This is a genomic window from Collinsella sp. BG-O-102, from assembly GCF_023656745.1.
In the GTDB taxonomy this organism is placed as follows: Bacteria; Actinomycetota; Coriobacteriia; order Coriobacteriales; family Coriobacteriaceae; genus Collinsella.
Genome location: NZ_JAMOKO010000009.1, coordinates 36892 through 58379 on the forward strand (window position 1 = coordinate 36892; position 21488 = coordinate 58379).

General features: G+C 61.6%; 20 protein-coding genes and 1 tRNA gene. 13 read left to right on the plus strand and 8 right to left on the minus strand.

Annotated elements, in window-relative coordinates; all coding sequences use genetic code 11:
- The first annotated feature begins 43 nt into the window (after window positions 1–43).
- The 6 genes from NBH09_RS05930 to NBH09_RS05955 all read left to right on the plus strand — a co-directional run bounded on the left by NBH09_RS05930 (window position 44) and on the right by NBH09_RS05955 (window position 4436).
- Window positions 44–487 (plus strand): GatB/YqeY domain-containing protein, encoded by a 444-nt coding sequence (locus tag NBH09_RS05930; RefSeq protein ID WP_006235801.1) that lies wholly within the window; start codon window positions 44–46, stop codon window positions 485–487.
- Between the two features lie 247 nt (window positions 488–734).
- Window positions 735–1466, plus strand: coding sequence for an amino acid ABC transporter ATP-binding protein (locus NBH09_RS05935; RefSeq protein ID WP_022094215.1), 732 nt, complete (start codon window positions 735–737; stop codon window positions 1464–1466).
- 8 nt (window positions 1467–1474) lie between these two features.
- Entirely contained in the window at window positions 1475–2350 is an 876-nt protein-coding gene (locus tag NBH09_RS05940) for a transporter substrate-binding domain-containing protein (RefSeq protein WP_250787337.1), read from the plus strand.
- A 25-nt stretch (window positions 2351–2375) separates the two neighbouring features.
- On the plus strand, window positions 2376–3122 hold the full coding sequence (locus tag NBH09_RS05945) for an amino acid ABC transporter permease (protein WP_035136546.1): 747 nt from the start codon (window positions 2376–2378) through the stop codon (window positions 3120–3122).
- Window positions 3123–3125: 3 nt separating this feature from the next.
- Window positions 3126–3764, plus strand: coding sequence for an amino acid ABC transporter permease (locus NBH09_RS05950; RefSeq protein WP_250787338.1), 639 nt, complete (start codon window positions 3126–3128; stop codon window positions 3762–3764).
- Window positions 3765–3812: 48 nt separating this feature from the next.
- On the plus strand, window positions 3813–4436 hold the full coding sequence (locus NBH09_RS05955) for a cytidylate kinase-like family protein (protein WP_055251542.1): 624 nt from the start codon (window positions 3813–3815) through the stop codon (window positions 4434–4436).
- Between the two features lie 126 nt (window positions 4437–4562).
- Here NBH09_RS05955 and gltA read toward each other — a convergent pair whose 3' ends face one another.
- From gltA to glmU, 6 genes are all read right to left on the minus strand, one after another.
- Window positions 4563–5972, minus strand: coding sequence for an NADPH-dependent glutamate synthase (gltA, locus tag NBH09_RS05960; protein WP_250787339.1), 1410 nt, complete (start codon window positions 5970–5972; stop codon window positions 4563–4565).
- The gene (locus tag NBH09_RS05965; protein ID WP_006235793.1) at window positions 5963–6802 is read right to left on the minus strand and encodes a sulfide/dihydroorotate dehydrogenase-like FAD/NAD-binding protein; all 840 of its coding nucleotides are present in this window, start codon (window positions 6800–6802) and stop codon (window positions 5963–5965) included. The genes gltA and NBH09_RS05965 overlap by 10 nt, the downstream gene beginning before the upstream one ends.
- 373 nt (window positions 6803–7175) lie before the next feature.
- The gene (pth, locus tag NBH09_RS05970) at window positions 7176–7805 is read right to left on the minus strand and encodes an aminoacyl-tRNA hydrolase (RefSeq protein WP_171025267.1); all 630 of its coding nucleotides are present in this window, start codon (window positions 7803–7805) and stop codon (window positions 7176–7178) included.
- Between the two features lie 350 nt (window positions 7806–8155).
- On the minus strand, window positions 8156–9283 hold the full coding sequence (locus tag NBH09_RS05975; RefSeq protein WP_250787340.1) for a putative endonuclease domain-containing protein: 1128 nt from the start codon (window positions 9281–9283) through the stop codon (window positions 8156–8158).
- 451 nt (window positions 9284–9734) lie between these two features.
- The gene (locus tag NBH09_RS05980; protein ID WP_022094252.1) at window positions 9735–10721 is read right to left on the minus strand and encodes a ribose-phosphate diphosphokinase; all 987 of its coding nucleotides are present in this window, start codon (window positions 10719–10721) and stop codon (window positions 9735–9737) included.
- A gap of 192 nt (window positions 10722–10913) precedes the next feature.
- The gene (glmU, locus tag NBH09_RS05985) at window positions 10914–12326 is read right to left on the minus strand and encodes a bifunctional UDP-N-acetylglucosamine diphosphorylase/glucosamine-1-phosphate N-acetyltransferase GlmU (protein WP_196031373.1); all 1413 of its coding nucleotides are present in this window, start codon (window positions 12324–12326) and stop codon (window positions 10914–10916) included.
- A 205-nt stretch (window positions 12327–12531) separates the two neighbouring features.
- On the opposite strand from glmU, the gene NBH09_RS05990 reads away from it, so the two are divergent.
- From NBH09_RS05990 to NBH09_RS06000, 3 genes are read left to right on the plus strand one after another with little or no spacing between them, the layout of a single operon-like run.
- Window positions 12532–13410: an energy-coupling factor transporter transmembrane component T gene (locus tag NBH09_RS05990; RefSeq protein WP_161144996.1), complete on the plus strand. Its 879-nt coding sequence runs from the start codon at window positions 12532–12534 to the stop codon at window positions 13408–13410.
- Window positions 13410–15053 carry an ABC transporter ATP-binding protein gene (locus tag NBH09_RS05995; RefSeq protein ID WP_250787341.1) on the plus strand — a complete coding sequence of 548 codons (1644 nt, stop codon included), beginning with the start codon at window positions 13410–13412 and terminating at the stop codon, window positions 15051–15053. The genes NBH09_RS05990 and NBH09_RS05995 overlap by 1 nt, the downstream gene beginning before the upstream one ends.
- A gap of 4 nt (window positions 15054–15057) precedes the next feature.
- Window positions 15058–15771, plus strand: coding sequence for a DUF6580 family putative transport protein (locus tag NBH09_RS06000; RefSeq protein ID WP_250787342.1), 714 nt, complete (start codon window positions 15058–15060; stop codon window positions 15769–15771).
- Window positions 15772–15920: 149 nt separating this feature from the next.
- Here NBH09_RS06000 and NBH09_RS06005 read toward each other — a convergent pair whose 3' ends face one another.
- Window positions 15921–16739 carry an exodeoxyribonuclease III gene (locus NBH09_RS06005; RefSeq protein WP_250787343.1) on the minus strand — a complete coding sequence of 273 codons (819 nt, stop codon included), beginning with the start codon at window positions 16737–16739 and terminating at the stop codon, window positions 15921–15923.
- Window positions 16740–16874: 135 nt separating this feature from the next.
- Between NBH09_RS06005 and NBH09_RS06010 the strand changes: the two genes are divergently transcribed.
- From NBH09_RS06010 to NBH09_RS06020, 3 genes are all read left to right on the plus strand, one after another.
- Window positions 16875–17627 (plus strand): NAD-dependent protein deacylase, encoded by a 753-nt coding sequence (locus NBH09_RS06010; protein WP_217749897.1) that lies wholly within the window; start codon window positions 16875–16877, stop codon window positions 17625–17627.
- A gap of 94 nt (window positions 17628–17721) precedes the next feature.
- On the plus strand, window positions 17722–19470 hold the full coding sequence (gene folP / locus NBH09_RS06015) for a dihydropteroate synthase (protein WP_250787344.1): 1749 nt from the start codon (window positions 17722–17724) through the stop codon (window positions 19468–19470).
- On the plus strand, window positions 19471–20172 hold the full coding sequence (locus NBH09_RS06020) for a hypothetical protein (protein ID WP_250787345.1): 702 nt from the start codon (window positions 19471–19473) through the stop codon (window positions 20170–20172). It begins immediately after the preceding gene.
- 195 nt (window positions 20173–20367) lie between these two features.
- Here NBH09_RS06020 and NBH09_RS06025 read toward each other — a convergent pair whose 3' ends face one another.
- Window positions 20368–21141 carry a type III pantothenate kinase gene (locus NBH09_RS06025; RefSeq protein WP_250787346.1) on the minus strand — a complete coding sequence of 258 codons (774 nt, stop codon included), beginning with the start codon at window positions 21139–21141 and terminating at the stop codon, window positions 20368–20370.
- Window positions 21142–21338: 197 nt separating this feature from the next.
- Here NBH09_RS06025 and NBH09_RS06030 point away from each other — a divergent pair.
- Window positions 21339–21415: transfer RNA gene (locus tag NBH09_RS06030), tRNA-Met, on the plus strand.
- Window positions 21416–21488: the final 73 nt, after the last annotated feature.

Genomic DNA, 21488 nt, shown 5'->3' on the forward strand with positions numbered 1-21488 from the left:
TGCTCGCGTGAGTGCCGCCCACGCTATTAGAGAGGATTTGCAGATGACCAACGAAGAGCTGCAGAAAGAAATGATCGCGGCCATGAAGGCCAAGGACAAGGTTCGCCTGTCCATCATTCGCCAGGTCAAGGCCGAGGTGAAGAATATCGAGGTTAACGAGCGCCGCGATGTGACCGAGGAAGACGTCAACAGCATGATCAAGCGTCTGATCAAGCAGACGAGCGAGACGCTGGAGATGTCCATCAAGGCCGGCACCGACCAGGAGCGTACCGACAACCTGACCGAGCAGGTCAAGATTCTGGAGAGCCTGCTGCCCGCGCAGGTTTCGGGCGAGGAGCTCGAGGCCCTGATCGAGCAGGTCATCGCCGAGCTGGGCGCTACTTCCAAGAAGCAGATGGGCCAGGTCATGGGAGCACTCGGCAAGGCCACCGGCGGCAACTTCGATAAGCCTGCCGCGGCAAAGATCGTCGGAGCAAAGCTGGCTTAAGGGCCGAGCGGTACATAGTTGATGTTAAGGGGACGTGACCATTGCGGTCGCGCCCCTTTTTGCTGGGCTGGGCAATCATTGGGGACGGGCTTAAATGAGTGCCCAATGAGCGGGTACTCATTTAAGCCCGTCCCCAATGAGTGGGTTAAAGGTTGCGGGTTCTTTACGGGAATGTAGTGTGGGCTGCGGAAACGCGGTTCTTTCCGTACAATAGTTCAACTCGTGTAAACGCAGGGAAGGGACATTCATGGCAGACATGATCGAGATCAAGCATCTCAACAAGTACTTTGGCGACCTGCATGTGCTCAAAGATATCAATCTCACCGTCAAGCGCGGCGAGAAGCTCGTAATGATCGGGCCTTCCGGTTCGGGTAAGTCGACGCTCATCCGTTGCGTCGATTATCTGGAGGAGCCCACGTCGGGCGAGGTCGTCATCGACGGTACGCCGCTCACCAAAAAGAATCACCTGGAGATGGCTCGCAAGTATAGCTCTATGGTGTTTCAGCAGTTCAACCTGTATCCCAACATGACGGTGCTGGGCAACCTGACGCTCGCGCCCATCAAACTGCAAAAGAAGAGCAAGGAGGAGGCGACCGAGATCGCCATCGCTGCGCTCAAGCGCGTCGGCATGGCGCATAAGGCCGGCGAGTATCCGCAGAATCTCTCGGGTGGTCAGCAGCAGCGCATCGCCATCGCCCGTGCCCTGTGCACCAAGCAGCCCATCATCCTGTTTGACGAACCGACCTCGGCACTCGACCCCGAGATGGTCCAGGAGGTTCTGGACGTTATGATCGAGCTTGCGCAGGAAGATATCACCATGATCTGCGTGACGCACGAGATGGGCTTTGCACGCCAGGTGGCCGACCGCGTCATCTTTATGGAGGACGGCCGCATTTTGGAGGAGGGCACGCCCGAGCACTTCTTCGATAACCCCGAGAACCCGCGCTGCCGCGAGTTCCTGTCCAAGATTCTGCACTAGGCGCGGTGATGGACATGACGGATATGACGAGGGCGGCCGTGTCGCGCCGTCACTTTTTGCAGCTGGCGGGCGCCGGCATGCTCGCGTTGACGGGGACCGCGCTTACCGGTTGTGGCAACTCCACCAGTGGCGAGGGCTCCGACAAGGGGTCCAAGCTTGCGGCCATTAAGTCGCGCGGCCATCTGAATGCCGGCGTTAAGAAGGATGTTCCCGGCTACGGCTATTACGACACCGCCAAGGGCCGCTTTGAGGGCATGGAAGTCGATTTGTGCTACCAGATCGCCGCTGCCGTCTTTGGCGTGAGCTACAAGGAGGCCCGCGCCCAGGAGCTTGTCGAGTTTACCGACGTAACGCCCAAGACGCGCGGCCCACTGATCGATAACGGCCAGCTCGACGTGGTCGCGGCGACCTACACCATCACCGACGAGCGCAAGAAGAGCTGGGATTTCTCGACGCCGTACCGCACCGACTACGTGGGACTCATGGTCAAGAAGCGTTCGGGCTTTACCTCGATTGAGGACCTGGACGGCAAGGTCATTGGCGTAAGCCAGGGTGCCACCACGCAGGGCCTGATCGAGCAGATGATCAAGGACAACGGCTTTAGCTGCAAGCCCGAGTTTAGGGCCTTTAGCGGCTACCCCATCATCAAGAGTTCGCTCGACGCCGGCAATATCGACGTCTTTGCCATGGACCGCTCCACGCTGGCCGGCTATATGAACGAGACCGTTGAGCTGCTGCAGCCCGAGGTCAAGTTTGGCGAGCAGGGCTACGGCGTGGCGACCAAGAAGGGCTGCGACCTTTCGGCCGTGGTCGATCGGGTGATTTGCAACCGCCTAGCCGACGGCTGGCTCGACCAAGAGGTCAAGACCTGGGGTCTTGTATAGGCGCATCGTCCAAGGAAGGAATCAAATGCTCGAAGGATTATTTGACGCCGACCGTTGGTCGACGACATTTCAAAACATGGGGCCCTTCTGGGAGGGCTTTGGCGTGACACTGCAGGTGGTCGTTGCCGGCCTGCTGTTGTCGCTGGTGCTGGGCACGCTGCTGGGCGTGTTCTCTACCACTCGCTCGCGCGTGCTGCGCGCCATAAGCCGCGTGTACGTGGAGTTTTACCAGAACACCCCGTTGCCCGTGCAGGTGCTCTTTATGTACATGGCCGGTCCGCAGTTTTTGCAGGCCATAACCGGTGCCGACCAGCCGGTGCGCATCGCGCCGTTCGTGCTGGGCTTCTTGGGTGTGGGTCTGTATCACGCGGCCTACATCTCGGAGGTCATCCGCACTGGTATCGAGGCGGTTCCGCGCGGTCAGATGGAGGCGGCCCAGAGCCAGGGCTTCACCCGTGCGCAGGCATACTGGTACATCGTGCTGCCCCAGACATTCAAGATTATTCTGCCGCCGCTGTGTAACCAGGCGCTCAACCTGGTCAAGAACACGTCGGTGCTGGCGCTTGTGGCCGGCGGCGACCTTATGTACCGTTCCGACAACTTTGTGAGTCTGTACGGTTACCTGCAGGGATACATCGTCTGCTGCCTTATGTACTTCATCATCTGCTTTCCGCTCGCCATGCTGGTGCAGTGGCTCGAGCGCCGCTCCAAGGAGCGTCCGCGCGGCGTGAGCCTGGCCGAGCTGGGACTCGACAACGTAGAGGAGGCCTAGCGCATGGAAATCTTCAACGCGACCAACCTGCTCTACATTTGGGGCGGCTTTGTTAAGACGATCGAGATCTCGGCGCTGTCGATCTTTTTCTCGCTCATCTTTGGCACGGTGCTGGCGCTCGTTAAAAGCTATGCGCCCCGCCCGTTCCGTATTTTGGTGAGCGCCTATATCGAGCTGTTCCGCTGTACGCCAAACCTGCTGTGGATTCTGTTTATCTACTTTACGGTGCAGGGTTTGGACATTGTGATTTCGACCATCGCCTTTACGCTGTTTACCAGCGCTGTTATGGCCGAGATTGTGCGTGGCGGCCTCAACTCGATTCCGCGCGGCCAGTTTGAGGCGGCGCAGAGCCAGGGCTTTGGCTTCTTTGCCACCATGTGCTACATCATTCTGCCGCAGACGTTTAAGACGATCATTCCGGCGCTGTTTAGCCAGTGCACGACCGTCATTAAGGACAGCTCGTATCTTTCGGGCATTAACGTGGCCGAGCTCATGTACACGGCAAATGTCGTGATGGCCCACGCGATTGACCTGTCGCAGGTTCTTATGCTCTACGGCCTGGTGTTTGCGATGTACTTTGTGCTCAACTTTGGCATCTCGTTGCTGGTTCGCGCATATCAGAGGCGAATGGTGGCAGCGTAGAATGTGGCAAAGGGACAGCCCCTTTGTCACATAGAGAAAGGAATCGCGATGAGCGATCTGGAGAATAAGAAGAATCCTGTGGTCATTACCATCGCGCGCGACTTTGGCGCCGAGGGCCACGAGATTGGCCGCATGCTTGCCGACGAGTTGGGGATTCCGCTGTACGATAACGAGCTGCTGGTACGTGCGTCGCTGCGCGCGGGCGAGTCGCTCGATAAGATGGCCGCCTATGATGAGCGTCTGGCCGTGGAGAACATGGCGTTTCTGCCCGACCGCTACGATGCGCGTTCGTACTCGGATAAGTTGTTCCAAAAGATGAGCCAGGTGATTTTGGATCTGGGCGAGACCGAGAGCTGCATTATCGAAGGCCGTCTGTCCGATTACCTGCTGCGCAACAACCCCAACCACATTGCCGTGTTGGTGACCGCACCCTTTGAGGACCGCGTCGAGATTGTGCGCAAGAAGCGTGGCCTTAACAAAAAGAAGGGCGCCAAGCTGGTCAAACAGCAGCAGAAGGCGCGCGAGGCGTTCTATAAGCGCTATAGCGCCGGCAAGTGGAAGATGACGAGCGGTAAAGACATCGTCGTCAACCGCGCCAAGCTGGGCCGCGAAGGCTGCAAGGACGTCATCGCCGCAGCCTACCGCTACAAGGTGGCGCAGCTCGAAGGCTAACCGACCAAAACCATCACAAAGGTGCCTGTCCCCATCGTGGTGGTCGGGCGATCGGCATAGAAAAAGTCCCCGCCGGGCGTGTGCTCGACGGGAACTTTGCCGTTTGATGGCTAGCGTTGAGGGTGATTACTCGCCCAGCAGGCTCTTGGTGATGGAAGCGGCGGCCTTCTTGCCGGCGCCCATCGCCAGAATGACCGTAGCGGCACCGGTGACGATGTCGCCGCCGGCCCAGATGCGGGGATCGGTGGTCTGGCCGGTCTCCTCGTCGGCGATGATGTAGCCCCACTTGTTGAGCTCCATCTTGCCGCCGATCTTCTTTGCGAAGGGGTTGGCGTTGGTACCGATAGCCGAGATTGCGACGTCGCAGGGAATCTCCTCGATGGCGCCCTCGATGGGCACCGGGCGACGACGGCCGGACTCGTCGGGCTCGCCGAGCTCCATCTTCTGGACCTTGACGGCGCACACGGAGCCGTCCTCGCCAGCGACAAACTCGAGCGGGGAAACGAGCGGCAGAACCTCGATGCCCTCGGCCTTGGCATGGTGCAGCTCGGCGCGACGGCAGGGCATCTCGTCCTCGGTACGACGATAGGCGATGATGGCGTGCTCGGCGCCCAGGCGCTTGGCGGTACGGACGGCGTCCATAGCCACGTTGCCGCCACCAAAGACGACGACGTTCTTGCCGTGCTTGGTGGGGGTGTCGTACTCGGGGAACTTGTTGGCCTTCATCAGGTTCACGCGGGTGAGGTACTCGTTTGCGAAGAAGACGTTGGGCAGGTTCTCGCCGGGGACGTTGAGGAACTTGGGCAGGCCAGCGCCGGTCGCCACGTAGATGGCGTCGAAGCCCTGCTCGAACAGCTCCTCGGCCGTGGCCATGTTGCCCACGACGGAGTTGTACTCAAACTTGACGCCCATGTCCTCCAGGCCGTCAATCTCGCGCTTGACGACCGCCTTGGGCAGACGGAACTCGGGGATGCCGTAGACCAGCACGCCGCCGCCGGTGAAGAAGGCCTCGAAGACGGTAACGTCAAAGCCGTTACGGGCGAGCTCGCCGGCGCAGGTGATGCCGGACGGGCCGGAGCCGACGACGGCGACCTTCTTGCCGTTCTTGGGGGCCATCTTGGGCGTGGAGGCGAGCTCGGGGCGATCACCCAGGAAGCGCTCGAGCTGGCCGATGGCCACGGGCTCGGACTTTTTACCACGGATGCACTTGCCCTCGCACTGGTTCTCCTGCGGGCAGACACGGCCGCAGATGGCGGGAAGCATGGAGTCCTCGCGGATGGTATCGAGAGCGCCGCCGAAGTCCTTCGCGCGGATTTGCTCGATAAAGCGGGGGATGTTGATGTTGACGGGGCAGCCCTCAACACAGAACGGCTTCTTGCAGTTGAGGCAGCGCTCGGCCTCGGCCAGCGCCATCTCCTCGGTGAAGCCCTTGTCGACGGGGCGGAAGTCGCAGGCGCGCTCGGCAGCCGGCTCCTCGTTATCGGGGGTGCGGGGCGACTTCATATCGGCAACGAAACGACCGTTAACTAGTGGCATGCGCAGCTCTTTTCCTCATAGGCCTTGAGGGACTCGCCCTCTTCGGAACGGTAAGCGGCCTGGCGGGCACGAAGGTCATCCCAGTCGACCAGGGTGGCATCGAAGTCGGGGCCGTCGACGCAAGCGAACTTGGTCACGCCGCCCACCTCGACGCGGCAGCAGCCGCACATACCGGTGCCGTCAACCATGATGGGGTTGAGGGACGCGGTGATGGGGGTGTCGTATTTCTGGGCGGTGAGGGTCGAGAACTTCATCATCGGAACGGGGCCGACGCAGAAGACCTGGCTCACGGCCTTGTCCTGCAGCAGGCGCTCCAACGGAGCGGTGACAACGCCCTGCTCGCCGTAGGAGCCGTCGTCAGTGGTGATGTGGATGTGGTCCTCGTCGAGGAGCTCGCGGAACTGGTCCTCCATGAGCAGGAGGTCCTTGGTGCGGGCGCCCATGATGGCGTGAACTTCGTGACCGGTCTCGACCAGGTGCTTGGCGACCGGGAAGGCAATTGCCAGGCCGACGCCGCCGCCAATGACGGCGCAGGGGCCCTCGGCCATCTCGGTGGGAACGCCCAGCGGGCCCACGACGTCGCGCAGCGACTCGCCGGCCTCGTAGGTGGAAAGCATCTCGGTGGTCTTGCCGATCACCATGAAGATGAACTCGACCCAGCCCTCGTCACCGTTCCAGCCGGCCAGGGTAAACGGGACGCGTTCGCCCGTCTCGTTGGCGCGGACCATGAGGAACTGTCCAGCGTGCGCATGCTTGGCGATTGCGGGCGCCTCGATGCGGAACTTGAACACCTTCTCCGAGAACTGCGTCTTCTCCAGGATCTTATACATAGAACCCCTCTCTTGTTAGGGCCGCCGAACCGTGCCTCCACGGAAATGGACGGTAGCCCGAATAAAACCGTACGTGCACAGGCGTTGTGCAGACATACGGTGCAAATTATACCCTCATGGACATGTCACTTACGTGTGTCTTCGGCGGTTGGGAGCAGGGTTTATCCACTTTGGCCTACCAAAGGGGGAGAGGTTTATTTTGGCAGGTTTTATCGGGTAAAACGGCAAAGGGGCCAGCCTCGGGTTGCAATGAGGTCGGCCCCCTTTGGGGTGCTATGTGTGTATGGCGGTGCGCGGTTTATTGCGATGCGGCCGCTGCGGCGTTTCCGCAGTTAAAACCTGCCAAAATAAACCTATCCCTAAATGATAGGTTTTAGTGCTTGCCGTTGGCGGAGGCGGCGCCGTTGACGTGGTCGCGGGCATAGATCACGCCGTGCACGATTGCCAGACCGGCGGCATCTGCGGCGCGGGCGCAGGTGTCCTGGAAATCCTCGGCCTCGCGGGCGCGCAGCTGCTTAAGCACGTAGTCGGCGACGGCCATCTTGCCGGGAGGGTTGCCGATGCCGGTGCGGATGCGGCTGAAGTCGCGGCTGCCCATCTTGTCGATGATGGAGCGCAGGCCGTTGTGACCGGCGTGGCCACCGCCCACCTTAACACGTACGTCGCCGGCGGGAATGTCGAGCTCGTCGTGGATTACGAGCAGCTCCTCGGCCTTGATCTTGTACTCGCGGCAGAGCTTGGAGATGGGGCCACCCGAGGTATTCATATACGACTGCGGCTTGACCAGTACAATCTGGCGCTTACCGCCCTCTTCCTCGGGATCGTTGATGTTGATGAGCGCGACCTCGGCGCCGGCCTGGTTTTTCCAGTACGTGACGCCGGCCTGACGGGCCAACTCGTCGATCGCTTTGAAGCCAGCGTTGTGGCGGGTCTCGGCATACTCATCGCCAGGGTTGCCAAGTCCGGCAACCATGCGAATCTTAAGCGGCTGTGCAGCTGCCATGTTCATCCTTTCGTTGATTTGTCGCCTGCTATGGTGAGCGACCCTGTTGCCGCTGTCAAATGGAGGGCAATTGAGGTTATTTGAGGGCGTTTGGACGGCCGTCGAAATCGAGGTGGACAGTTAGTTCAGATACGTATAAGTTCTGAGGACTCGAAGTGCTCAATTCAATGCCGATACGTTGTTTTGGAGCTTTAGTTAGTCCATATGACGCTGTTTTGAAGTCTACCCTGCCTTCAAATCGGGCGAATGGTATAGAGATAACTGCAAAACAGCCTAATTCAATGTGTCCATTTATACGTATTTGAACTAACTGTCCAGCCCTGCTCGACGGTGCACGGGTGATTCGCCGTTTAGACCGGCGCAAGGCCGATTCCGGCCCGCAGGGCGTTGAGCCAAGCGGCCTGACGCTTGCGATAGCCCTTGATACGGTATCGGAATCGGACTCCCGCGAGTCGATGCATCGTTTGGGCGAAGGCTTCGAGTGCAACAAGGTCTTTCATTTGGTCGCGATTGATAACCAGGACGTGGATGCCCATTGCCTTGAGGCCATTATTTCGATTGCCATCGTGGATGCGAGCGTTTTGAAGCTCATGCCCAATTCCGTTGTATTCGTTGTCGACTCCGGCGGCCGGGCAATATAGGTCGCAGATGGCGTAAGGGATGCCGGAGGACATGTTGACCGCAAGAGTGTCGAAGTCGATTCGATAGTTGAGTAGCAGGCCTCCCATGGGCAGGCTGCAACATCCGAATCCGCCAAAGCGCATGGGCGCTCCGAGAACGGCAAACATTAGGGATTCGGCTGGGGATGCAGATCCGGGTCGGGCGAGCTTGACTGCCGTGCGAAACGAGGTGTATGAGCTGCTTTTGGCAAGCTGTGCAACAGTCTCGAGATCTTCGATGGTCGTGGCGGGCTCGCATTTGTAGTGTGCCTGTTCGTAGCGGGTTTCGTTCTGCTGTTCGGTCGCCGACTGGTCGCCCCGGCAATCGAGGTCGTCCATCGCTTCGTAGTCATCGCCCTTGGGCCAGATGTCGTCATAGGCAATGGGGTATGTTGCCCCGGGAGGAAGGGAGTAGGTTCCGAGCAGCTCCATAAGGAGCATCAAGGTTTTGGCGACTGATTCATTTTTGGAACAAAGCATGGCTGTCATGGCAGGAGACGTTGCGTAGATGTCGGCCTCGACGTGCATAATTGCACCTTCAGGAAGAGGAGTGGAGAGAATATGCTGAAGAAGTCGCTTGTCGGGGCGCCTGTTGTCTTCGTTTGAAACGAGAAGATCGAGCAGTTCGGAATCATCTTCATTCCAGGCGTCGAGTATCGAAAGTGCGCCAAAGTCTATCGCGTCATTGTTGGGAATGCAGCCAGCCAAGGCCTGTGCTTGCTGTTCGCTATCAACGGAGTCCCAGGGTAGGGCAGAGTACGCCCGTCGTGCGCGACGAATTGCGCGGAGGGCGGAGAGATGTGAAATCACGGTCGTCATAGCTATAACGTACTAAGTTGGCGGCAGAATGCGACCGCCATACCGTTCTTTTCGCTCAGCGGGGCGCTGCGCGCCATGAACGGCTGGGTGTTATGAAATCGGTGGAATCGGTTGAGGGGATTGCAGGAAATTGAGCTCTGCCGCGAAGGTTGACGATAGCTACTGGACAGTTAGTTCAGATACGTATAAGACGGCGGGCGTTCGAGGCGTTTCTAAGGGCTTTCGAGGGCGATTTGAGGGTAAATATGCGGCGGTCGTACTCGAAAGCGATGAGCTTTGGGCAGTATGGCGTTCGCCGGGGAGCTCAGAAGGCTCAGAACGGCCTTTGGAGCTTTAAAAAAATACGTATCTGAACTAATTGTCCAGGGAAGGTTGTCGAGGGGTAGAAAAAGGGTCGGAAGCGAGCTTCCGACCCTTTAAAAACACCAAAGATGATGAGATGCACGCTGGATTACAGCGCGAAGTCGCCGCCGACGAGCGTGGAGACGGGCTCCTCGTGGTAAACGGCGGAGATGGCCTGAGCGAACTCCTCGGCGACCGAGATGGTCTTGATTTTGCCGCCGACCTCGACGGGAATGGCGTCGGTGACGAGGCACTCGACGATCGGGGCGTCGTTCAGACGCTCGATGGCCGGACCGGAGAAGATGCCGTGGGTGGCGCAGACGTAGATGTCGCCAGCGCCCATAGCCTTGAGCTCCTTGACGTTGGCGCACAGGGTGCCAGCGGTGTCGATCATGTCGTCGTTGATGATGCAGGTCTTGCCCTTGATGTCACCGATGATGCCCATGACCTCGGCGGCGTTGTGGCGCGGACGGCCCTTGTGGGCGATGGCCAGGTCGCAGCCGAGCATGTCGGACAGCTTCTTGGCGGCCTTGGCGCGGCCCACATCGGGGGAGACGACAACCAGGTTGTCGGTGTCGAAGTGCATGTCGTTATAGTACTGGCCAAACAGCGGCAGCGCGGACAGGTGGTTAACCGGGATATCGAAGAAGCCCTGAATCTGGCCCTGGTGCAGGTCGAGGGTGATGATGCGGTTGACGCCAGCGCGCTCGAGCAGGTTGGCGACGAGGCGGGCGGTGATGGGCTCGCGCGGGCCGGCCTTGCGGTCCTGGCGGGCATAGCCGTAGTGGGTGATGACGGCGGTGATGGAGCGGGCGGATGCGCGCTTGGCAGCGTCGGTGGCGATGAGCAGCTCCATGAGCATGTCGTTGACGTTGCCGCCGGCCACGGACTGAATCAGGAAGACGTCGGCGCCGCGGACGGTCTCGTCGTAGCGGGCGTAAATCTCACCATTGGCGAACTGCTTTAGCGTAAGGCCCGAAAGCTCGACCCCAAGGTACTCAGCGATCTTCTGAGCGAGGGGACGGTTGGAGGAACCGGAATACACGCGGATGGACTTGCGCATATTCTCCGACTTCTCGGGATCATTAATCGGCATTACCCTTCTCCTTTATACATCGAATGCCATATAGATGCCTTTTTGCATTGTAACCGTGCGGCGGGGTTAATCGGGTCTTGATAACGTCTTTACCGTCAACGGACACGAACCGACCACTCATCCGGTCGCGCAGGTCACGATAGAAAAAGGAGCCGTCCCCATGGAACAGCTCCTTTTGTGCTTGGTGAAACGTTATGCCTCGTCGTCCTCGTGCAGACGACGGCGATAATCGGCGGCCCAGCCCTCAATATTTACCTGACGGGCGCGGCCCAGACCGAGTGCGTCGGCCGGGACCGGCTCGGTGATGACGGAGCCGGCGGCCACGAGCGCACCGTCGCCAATCTGGGCGGGCGCGACCATCATGGTGTCAGAACCGATGAAGGCATCCTTGCCGATGACGGTCTTGTGCTTGTGGACGCCGTCGTAGTTGCAGGTGATAGAGCCCGCGCCTACGTTGACGCCGGAGCCCATGGTGGTGTCGCCGATGTAGGACAGGTGGGGCACCTTGGAACCCTCGCCGATCGTGGACTTCTTGATTTCCACGTGCGTACCGGCCTTGGAGCCGTCGAGCATGTGGGTGCCCGGGCGCAGGTAGGCGCGCGGGCCGCAGTCGACGCCGTTCTCGATGACGGCCTCGATGGCGATGGTCTCATCGATGATGCAGCCGCTGCCGACGGTGGTGTCGGTGAGGCGGCTGTTGGGGCCGAGCTGGCACTCCTCGCCCACGGTGACGTGACCGATCAGATGCGTCTGCGGCCACACGACGGTGTCGCGGCCGATGGTGGCGTCGGGACCGATCCAGGCCTGCGTGGGGTCGATGAACGTGACGCCTTCTGCCATCCAGTGCTCGTTGATGCGGTCGCGCGCGATGGCGGTGAGCTGCGCGAGCTGGATGCGGCTGTTGACGCCCAGGCCGTCGCGGTAGTCGTCGCAGTGGAAGATGGAGACTGCCTGGCCGTGACCCTTGAGGATTTCGAGCATGTCGGGCAGGTAGTACTCGGACTGCGCGTTGTCGTTGCCGATCTCGTTAATGTGGGCGGCAAGCTGCGCGCCGTCGAAGGCGTAGCAGCCGGCGTTGCACTCCAGCAGCGTGGCGGCCTGCTCGGGCGTGCAGTCCTTCTGCTCGATGATGCGCTCGATCTGACCATCGGCGCCCAGCTTGATGCGGCCGTAGCCAAAAGGATCGGGCGGGGTCATGGTCATGACGGTGCAGGCGAGCTCGCCGGTGGCGACGGTCTGCGCGAACTTGGCGACGGTGTCGGCGGTGATGAGCGGCAGGTCGCCGTTGAGCACGACGACGGGGCCTTGCGCGATGCCGCAGGCCTCGAGCGCGACCTTGACGGCATGGCCGGTGCCCAGGCGCTCGGTCTGCTCGACGCACTCGACTTTGGTGGCGCTGTTGGCGTAGGCGCCATCGATGAGGGCGCGCATCTCGTCGGCGTGGCTGCCGATGACGACCACGACGCGGCTGCAGCCGGCCTTGATGGTGGCGTCGACGATCCACTGAACCATGGGCTTGCCTAGAATCTTGTGCGAAACCTTGCAGTGGTTCGACTTCATGCGGGTGCCCTCGCCGGCGGCGAGGATAATTGCGGTTGCGTCCATGTGATCTCCTGTTACGTTATAGAGACGTGTGTTTGGAAACGATACACGGCGCAATATGATACCGCAGGCATATGATGAGCGCGTAACGATTGATGCGCGGCAGCTGAGGCTTGGGCCGGCGGTACGGCGTTTGCGCTGGTTGTGTATGGTGGCGGCGCTGCGGCGTTGACGTTTGAGCGAGGGGATGGGGATGCCCGTGGACACCATGCGAGAGGAATCGGGCAACGAACCCGTCGCGGCATTTTCGATGTCGCATCCGGCGGTGCCGGCGCTCTACATGGTGCTGACGTTGGGGCTCACCATGTTCTCGATGCAACCGGTGCTGATTGCGCTATCGCTTGCGGGCGGGTTGGCGTACGGGCTTGCGACGCGCGGTGTTGCGCGCACGTTGGGCGCGCTTCGCTGGCAGCTGCCGGTGATTTTGATCATTGCGGTGCTCAATCCGCTGTTTAGTGCATCGGGCTCGACGGAGCTGTTTCGTATTGGCATGCGTGCGGTGTATCTAGAGAGCATGGTTTACGGCCTGTGCATGGGCGGGCTGTTCGTGGCGAGCGTGCTGTGGTTTGAGGCCGCGGCGTCGATGCTCGAATACGACAAGGTACTTGCGCTTTTGGGCAACGCCGCGCCGGTGCTCGCGCTCATGATCTCGATGTGCATGCGGCTTATCCCGCAGTTTTTACGCCGCGGTCGTACGGTACTGGCGGTGCAGGATGCGATTGATGTGCCGGGTCGCGCGCCGGCCGATCCCGTGCGTTCGCGCCTACGGGCATCGAGCGTGTTGATGGGCTGGGGCATGGAAGATTCGCTGGAGCGCGCGGACGCCATGCGCTCCCGTGGATGGGGCGCCGCGACACGTCGCACGACGTACGCGCGGTATCGGCTGGGTCGCGGCGATGTTGCCGCGCTGGTTGGGCTTGCGGTGTTTGGTGCCGCTGCGGTGGCGGTGGCATGGACCGCGACAACGCAGTATTCGTTTTACCCGCAACTATCGGTGCCGGCGCCGTGGCTGGGCTATGTCGTGTACGCTGCCTGGATGATGCTGCCCTGCGTGTTGCATGCGATCGATGAGAAGAGGTTCGGCTGATGGCTCGGTTGGATAGGGGACCGGTGTCGGGCGCGGCATACGGCCCGGATATGCCGGCGATTGAGGTGCGGAGCCTGAGCTTTGCCTACCCCGATGCGGATGCTGCGGTGCTCGAGGGACTCGACTGGTCTGTTCCCCAAGGTGCATTTGCGCTGCTTGTCGGCGGTACCGGATCGGGTAAGTCGACGTTGCTGTCGCTACTCAAGCCCGAGATCGCTCCGGCGGGCGAGCGCACTGGCGAACTGCTCGTGCTGGGCGAGAACGTCGCCGACATGGATGTGCGGGCATCGGCGGAGCGCGTGGGCTATGTGTTCCAGGATCCCGAGAACCAGATCGTGTGCGAAACCGTGTGGCACGAGATGGCGTTTGGCCTGGAAAACTTGGGGCTAGCGCGTGATGAGATGCGCCGTCGCGTAGCTGAGACCAGCTATTTCTTTGGGCTGGAAGATTGGCTTCACCGCGATACTGACACGCTTTCGGGCGGTCGCAAACAGTTGCTGTCGTTGGCGGCCGTTCTGACGCTGCGCCCGCGCGTGCTGCTGCTCGACGAGCCCACGTCTCAGCTTGATCCGGTTGCGGAGAAGAATTTCCTGCACGCGCTGTTTCGTGTGAATCGCGAGCTGGGCTGCACGGTTGTTGTGGCGACGCATCAGCCGCGCCCAATGCTCGAATACGCGACGTGTGCGTACCGGATTGAGGACGGTCGCGTGCGCGAGGTGGCGGATATGGCTTCTTTGGGACGCCGAGAATCGCTGTTTTCCGATGACATGTTGGGGTGGGGTGCCATCCGATGTGCAAATAAAGGAGTATTCAGCAGGCGCGAGGACAATTTGGGCTCTCTGGAGCCGCCCGGGGACGTATCGAGCGCGAAAAAAAGTTCAGAATTGGACAAATCGTCCGAATTTGTGGCGCAAACGTCGCTCGAGAACGGCTCGGAAGCCTTCCCGCGCACGGATGGAAGCAGAATACTCCAAAAAATGCACGGCGGGTCGGCTACCACCCTGTCGGAAGGCTGGTTTCGCTACGATCGAGCGTCCGGCTGGGTGCTGCGCGGGCTCGATGCGTCGTTTTCGACTGGCGCGGTGCATGCGGTTGTGGGCGGTAACGGCTGCGGCAAGTCGACGATGCTTTCGGTGCTGGCCAAGACTGCCAAGCTGCAGCGTGGTCGTATGGTGCGCGGGGCGGCCTCGGCTGCGCTGCTGCCGCAGAACCCCAAGGCCCTGCTGGTTGCCGAGACGGTGCGCGACGAGCTGATGGAATGGGCCTCGACCTGCGGATATGACGAGAACTTGGCGCGGGAGCGTGCGGCGAGCTTGGGGTTGTCGGGTCTGGATGGACGCCATCCGTACGATCTTTCGGGCGGGCAGCGTCAACTGCTTGCATTGGCAAAACTGCTGCTAATCGGCCCCGAACTGCTATTGCTCGATGAGCCCACCAAGGGTCTAGACCTGTTCAGCCGCCGCATCATCGCCCGCGCCCTGCGTGACCATGCGAAGGCTGGCGGCACCGTCATCATGGCCACGCACGATCTGGATTTTGCCGAGCAGGTTGCCGATGACGTCGCCATGATGTTTGACGGTGAGATTGCCTGCATGGAGTCCCCGGCCGACTTCTTTGCCGACAACGTGTTCTATAGGGCGTGATGGGATGGCGGATTTTCGCGCCTCGCGCCTACTCACAAAACTTGAGATTCCGCTGTTGTTGGCGGTGCCGGCGGTAATGGCCGCAGCATTGCTGGCAGGCATTGAGCAGGCAGCGCTTGCCATGCTGGTTGTGGTGGCGCTCGTGCTCGCGCTGTTCTTTGCGGGTTACGAGGCATCTCGTCCGGGTTTGCGCCAGATTATGCCCACGTTGGTGCTGGCGGCGCTGGCGGCGGCGGGGCGCATCCTGTTTGGGCCCATTCCCGACTTTAAACCGGTGAGTGCCATCGCCATTATCGCGGGGGCGACGTTGGGTCGACGCAACGGCTTCATGGTTGGTGCGCTGGCAGCGCTGACCAGCAATTTCTTTTTTGGACAGGGCATGTGGACGCCATGGCAGATGTATGCCTGGGGGCTCGTGGGATACGTTGGCGGTGCGCTGGCGCATGCCGGCGCTTTTGATCGCGCCGATGGCACCGTGCGTATGCCGGCGCTGCTGACCTACGGCTTTGCTTCGGGTTTGCTGTACGGCGTTGTGATCAACGCCTACGACATTATCGGTTTTGTTCAACCGCTCACGTGGGCGGGTGCCATGGCACGTCTTGCCACGGCAGTGCCGTTCGATATCACACACGGCCTCGCGACCTGCGTGTTCTTGGCTGCCTTGTACAAGCCTTGGTGCCGTCGCATTAACCGTGTCGTCGTGAAATACGGGCTGTAAGGCATTTCGCGTTCCCTCACGAACTTGCGGTGGAATGGTTCTCGTTTTTGGCTATTTGCTGCCCAAACAGGAACTATTCCACCGCACCTTATAGGGGGAGAGGGGCCACATAATCTGTTTTCCTCTGTCCCCCCAGGAATTACTTGGGGCTAGAGTTCTAGCGTGAGGGTGACGGGGCAGTGGTCGCTGCCGAAGATGTCGCCGCGGATGCCGGTGTCGCGTACGTTGTCGGCGATTGCGTCGCTTACCAGGAAGTAATCGATGCGCCAGCCGGCGTTGTTCTTGCGGGCATTAAAGCGGTAGCTCCACCAGCTGTAGACGCCCTCGACGTCGGGGTTTGCCGCGCGCCAGGTATCGGTAAACCCGGCGTTGAGCAGCTCGGTAAACTTGCCGCGTTCTTCGTCCGAAAAGCCTGCGTTGCCGCGGTTGGACTTGGGGTTCTTAAGGTCGATCTCCTCATGCGCCACGTTAAAGTCGCCGCAGGTTACGACGGGTTTGCCGGTCTCGCGCTCGAGTCCCGTCAAAAAGCCGCGATAGGCATCATCCCAGGCCATGCGCACATCGATGCGCGCGAGCTCATTTTGGGCGTTGGGCGTGTAGACGTCGACAAACCAAAACTTGTCGAACTCGAGCGCGCAGACGCGGCCCTCGGTTACGGCTTGGGCGACGAGTACGGCCGCCTCGCCCTCGCCGGCGTAGGGCAGCAGCGCGTCGGCGCGCAGCACGCGCAGCGGCTCCTGGCGGCTAAAGACCGCGGTGCCCGAGTAGCCCTTGCGCTCGGCGTAGCTCCAGGTTTGGTAATAACCGGGCAGGTCAATATCGACCTGGCCCCCTTGCAGCTTGGTCTCCTGCAGCGCCAAGATGTCGACGTCGAGTTCTTGCGCGATCTGGATAAAGCTCGGGTCCTTTTTGAGCACGGCGCGCAGGCCGTTAACGTTCCACGAGGCAAAGGTGTAAGTCTGAGGCATGGTGTCCTTTCGACGGGGTTGGCAGGCTTAAGATTAGCGCAACAGGGGCGGGGTGGGCCCCGCGCATGCTGACTTAAAGGCCGCATGCTGGGACGTTGCCCAACGCTGCCCGACCAACAGGGACGGAGGACTCATATGACGCAGGCAATAACGGATCCCAAGCAGGCCTCCGCCGCGCTGGCGGAGCTGTTCGGCACCCATAAGCGCGTGGTCTTCTTTGGCGGCGCTGGTGTTTCCACGGCAAGTGGCATTCCCGATTTCCGCAGCGTGGACGGCCTGTATCACCAGCAGTTTGCCTATCCGCCCGAGACCATGCTGTCGCATAGCTTTTACGAGGCGCATCCTGCGGAGTTCTTCGACTTTTACCGCACCAAGATGATCGCGCTCAACGCTAAACCCAACCGCTGCCACACCAAGCTGGCCGAGCTGGAGCGCGCCGGCAAGCTCGACGCCGTGGTGACGCAAAATATCGACGGCCTGCATCAGATGGCCGGCTCACAGCGAGTGTTTGAGCTGCACGGATCGGTCCATCGCAACATTTGCCAGTCGTGCGGCGCGGTCTATAGCGCCGAGTGGATTTGCTCGCGCGAGCACGAGGATGCCGCGGGCGTGCCTGCGTGCCCCGCGTGCGGTGGCCGCATCAAGCCCGATGTAGTGCTCTACGAAGAGCCGCTCGACGAGCATGTGTTGACCGGTGCCGTTGCCGCCATCGCCGCGGCCGATGCCCTCATTGTGGGCGGGACCTCGCTCGTGGTGTATCCGGCGGCGGGCCTTACGCGTTACTTTACCGGCGATACGCTGGCCATTTGCAATCTTGCTCCCACCGATCAGGATGCAAATGCCGACCTGCTGATTTCTTGCGACATCGCGGCCGCGTTTGCGTTCTAGCCCGCGCGCGCGGATACAATAGAAAGACTGATTGCAAAGCGACCCCGCCGCCAGCGCCCAAGCGCGGCGGCGCGGGCATTTTAGGAGGATGTTCATGGCGAACGATAGCAAGACATGGCGGTGCGGAAAGTACGAGCTCAGCTTTGACCGCCCGCGCATCATGGGCGTCCTCAACGTGACGCCCGATTCGTTTAGCGATGGCGGTGAGCACTTCGACCCGGATGCCGCCATCGAGTACGGCCTGGCGATGCTCGACGCCGGTGCCGACATCATCGACGTGGGCGGCGAGTCCACGCGTCCTGGCTTTACCCCGGTCAACCCCGACGAGGAGGCTCGCCGCGTGCTGCCCGTGGTACGCGCGCTGGCCAAGGAGGGCGCCATCGTCTCGATCGACACGCGTCATGTGGCGGTTGCCAAGGCGGCCGTGCGCTGCGGCGCCTCGATCGTCAACGACGTGACGGGCTTCACCGATCCCAAGATGGTCGAGTTTGTTAAGACGAGTACCTGCGGCGTCATCGTGATGCATGCCGGCGAGGTCGCCGCGCCCGCCCGCACGCACGCAACGGTGCAGCTCGATACCTCGGCTGCGGCGTTTGTTGCCGAGAAGGCACGCGAAGCGGCTGCCGAGGCCGCGCGCGAGGCCGAGAAGCCGGCCCGCCGCCGTCGCGGCAAGCTGCTGGGTGAGCCCAAGGTTGAGGCCAAGCTTCCGGGCGGCGTGGTGCAGCCCTCGTTGCCGTTTGGCGAACCGGAGCCCACGTCCGAGCCCGCAACCGAGCTGGGGCAGGAGACGCCGGCCGCCGAGCAGGTTGCTGCCGCCGAGACCGTCGCGCCCGCGCCCGAGGCCGCGCCCGCAGCCACCGAGGCCGCATCGGAGTCCAATGACCGCCTGGCCGCCATGATGCGCCGCAGTGCCCGCCGTGAGGAGGCCTATGTGCCCACCTCGCAGCTCCGCCGCTTTACCCTGCCCGATTCGGCGCCCATCATGCGCCGTGTCATGGGCTTTCTGTCCGACCAGGCCCGCACGCTCATCCATGCCGGCGTGTCGCGCGACCGCATCTGCATCGATCCCGGCCCGGGCTTTGGCAAGACGGCCAACGAGGATATCGTCATCCAGCGTGAGACCGCCAAGATGGCGTCGCTGGGCTATCCGCTCATGTGCGCCGTGTCGCGCAAGCGTTTTGTGGGCGCCGTCTCGGGCGTGACCGAGGCCGCCGCGCGCGATGCCGCCACGTTTGGCGTATGCCTGGGCGCTATCCAGGCCGGTGCCAACATCGTGCGCGTGCACGACGTCACTGGCTTTGCGCACTTCCTGAACGGCTACTGGGCTGTCGCCAAGCCGCAGCCGCGCCGTGCGTTTGTGGCCGTGGGCTCCAACCTGGGGCATCGTTGCGACAACATCCGCGCCGCACGCGACATGATCGCCGAGATTCCGCTCACCTGCGTGTCCAACTGCTCGCGCATCTACGAGAGCGAGCCGGCCTACGAGACGCGCCAAGATGCGTTTGCCAACGCCGTCATCGAGATCAAGACCGAGCTGGCGCCGCTGGTGCTGCTCGACGAGCTTATGAAGATCGAGGCTGAGCTGGGGCGCGACCGCTCCAAGAAGGCCAAGGTCAACGGTCCGCGCACCATCGACCTGGACCTGCTGTGGATGGACGGCGAGATCCATGGCGGCAAAAAGCTGCGCCTGCCGCATCCACTCATTGGCGAGCGCGACTTTGTACTGGTGCCGCTCGAGGATCTGATGCACGACCCGGCGCGGTTCTTCCGCTACAACGGTGTCGAGGTCAAGGAGCCCGAGGACCGCGTGGGCCATATCGTGGGCGAATTGGGGCGTATGTAGATGATTGAGATGAATGTTGTAGCCGCCGGCACCGAGCTTGACGCCGCGCGCGACGCGGGTCGCGAGGGTGTGTCCGCGGGCTGGTGCGCTTGGAGCGCGGGCGAGGCGTCGTTGACGTTTTCGCTGGTCGTGCGCCCGGACGTGAATATGCATGCCTTCCACGGCCTGCCGTTTGTGGCGGCGATGGGCATGATGGACGCGCTCGCGGGCACGGCGTCGACGCCGGGCCTGGGCCTTGCCGGCAAGGTGGGCATCCAGTGGCCGAGTGACATCGTGTGCGGTGCGCCTGTGTTTGAGACGTCGTTCGCGCGCGTCACCGTCAACGGCGGCGCCGGTGCTGCGGGCATGTTCGGTGCCGTGACGGTGGATATTGAGCGTTCGGCATTGAGCGAGCTCGGTGTGGATGCGGCCGACGAAGCGCTGGTCGAGGAGTTGTCTGCCGCCGTGCTGACCCGTGTGGACGCCTGGGCGGCTGTTGCCAATACGCCGCAGGGCGCCGCAGGTCCGCTGGCCCCCGTGTTGGGCGAGTACTTCGACATGGTGCCGCTGCTGGGTCGCCAAGTTGCGGCGGTGTCGCCCAGCGGCTTGCCGCTTGCTGTTGGTGTATTTGCGGGCCTGGACATCTGGGGTCGTGCGACCATCAAGACCGATGCCGGCGAGCAGGAGTTTCCGCCCGAGGCCGTACGCATTCGCGGGCTGTAGCGCGAGGCGTCCGCGTCCATAGATAACAATGACAACGAAGCCCTCCTCGGCCTGCACCGGGGAGGGCTTTTGCGTGACTGTGGAGCGGCATCTCGGTCCTATTCCTCAAAATCGAAAAAATTTCGATTTTGAGGAATAGGCTTGGCGAACGTTTGCGGGGCTGTGACATCGGGCGTGCTCGACTTAAGCCCCGTCTTACCCCAGCTCCTGCATGCGGCGGTAGATTTCGCAGATGCCCTTGATGGTGAGCTGTCCGTCGACCACGTCGAAGGCATCGGTCGAATCGGCGACGATGCCGGCGAGACCGCCCGTGGCGATAACGGTGGCGTCCTCGCGGCCCAGCTCGCGCTTCATGCGCGCGACCAAGCCCTCGGCCATGGCGGCGGCGCCCGTTACGGCGCCGACCTTGATGCACTCCTCGGTATCGCGGCCGATGGCGTGCTCCGGCGCCTCGAGCGGAACGCTGGCGAGCTTGGCGGCACGGGCGGCAAGCGCGTCCATGGAGATGCGGATGCCCGGCGCGATCGCTCCGCCAATGTAATAACCGTCCTTATCGATGACGTCGATATTGGTCGCGGTGCCAAAGTCCACCACGATCGCCGGCGCGCCGTAGAAAGTCTCGGCCGCAACGGCGTTGGCGACGCGATCGGCACCTACGGCCTGGGGGCGCGCCGCGCGCAGCTTGGTTACGGCGGCCGTCTGCGGCCCGATGACGATGGCGTCCGCGGCAATGCGGTCGGCCACGGCGTGCCACTCGCGCGAGAGCTGCGGCACCACGCCCGCAAAGGCGATTGCGTCGACCGCGTCGAGCGAAAGGCCGTACATCTTAAAGAAACCCATCAGGCGCACATGGATCTCGTCGGCGGTATAGGAGCGGTCGGTGGGCATGCGCCACGACTGCACCAGCTCGTCTCCGTCAAACAGGCCCATGGCCGTCTGCGTGTTTCCCATATCGATAGCGAGCAGCATGTCTACTCCCGGTGTTGGCATAAAAGGACGCGCACCATTGTATACGCGCCGTCGACGGCGCTCGGCCGCGATTCGTTTACAGTGATAGGGGCTGAGGGGTTTTAAATATGAAGGAATTATGCTCTACGAGATTTTCCTTGCCGTTTACCGAACTCCCGCGTAATATTCTTTTTTGCGCACATGAGGCGCCCAGACATTGCGGGGTGGAGCAGTCTGGTAGCTCGCCGGGCTCATAACCCGGAGGTCGTAGGTTCAAATCCTGCCCCCGCGACCAAGAACTTGCAGCTCGTCGGCCTAGCCGGCGAGCTTTTTTGTTATTTCGGGACCGTGTTTTCGGTCCAATTCTC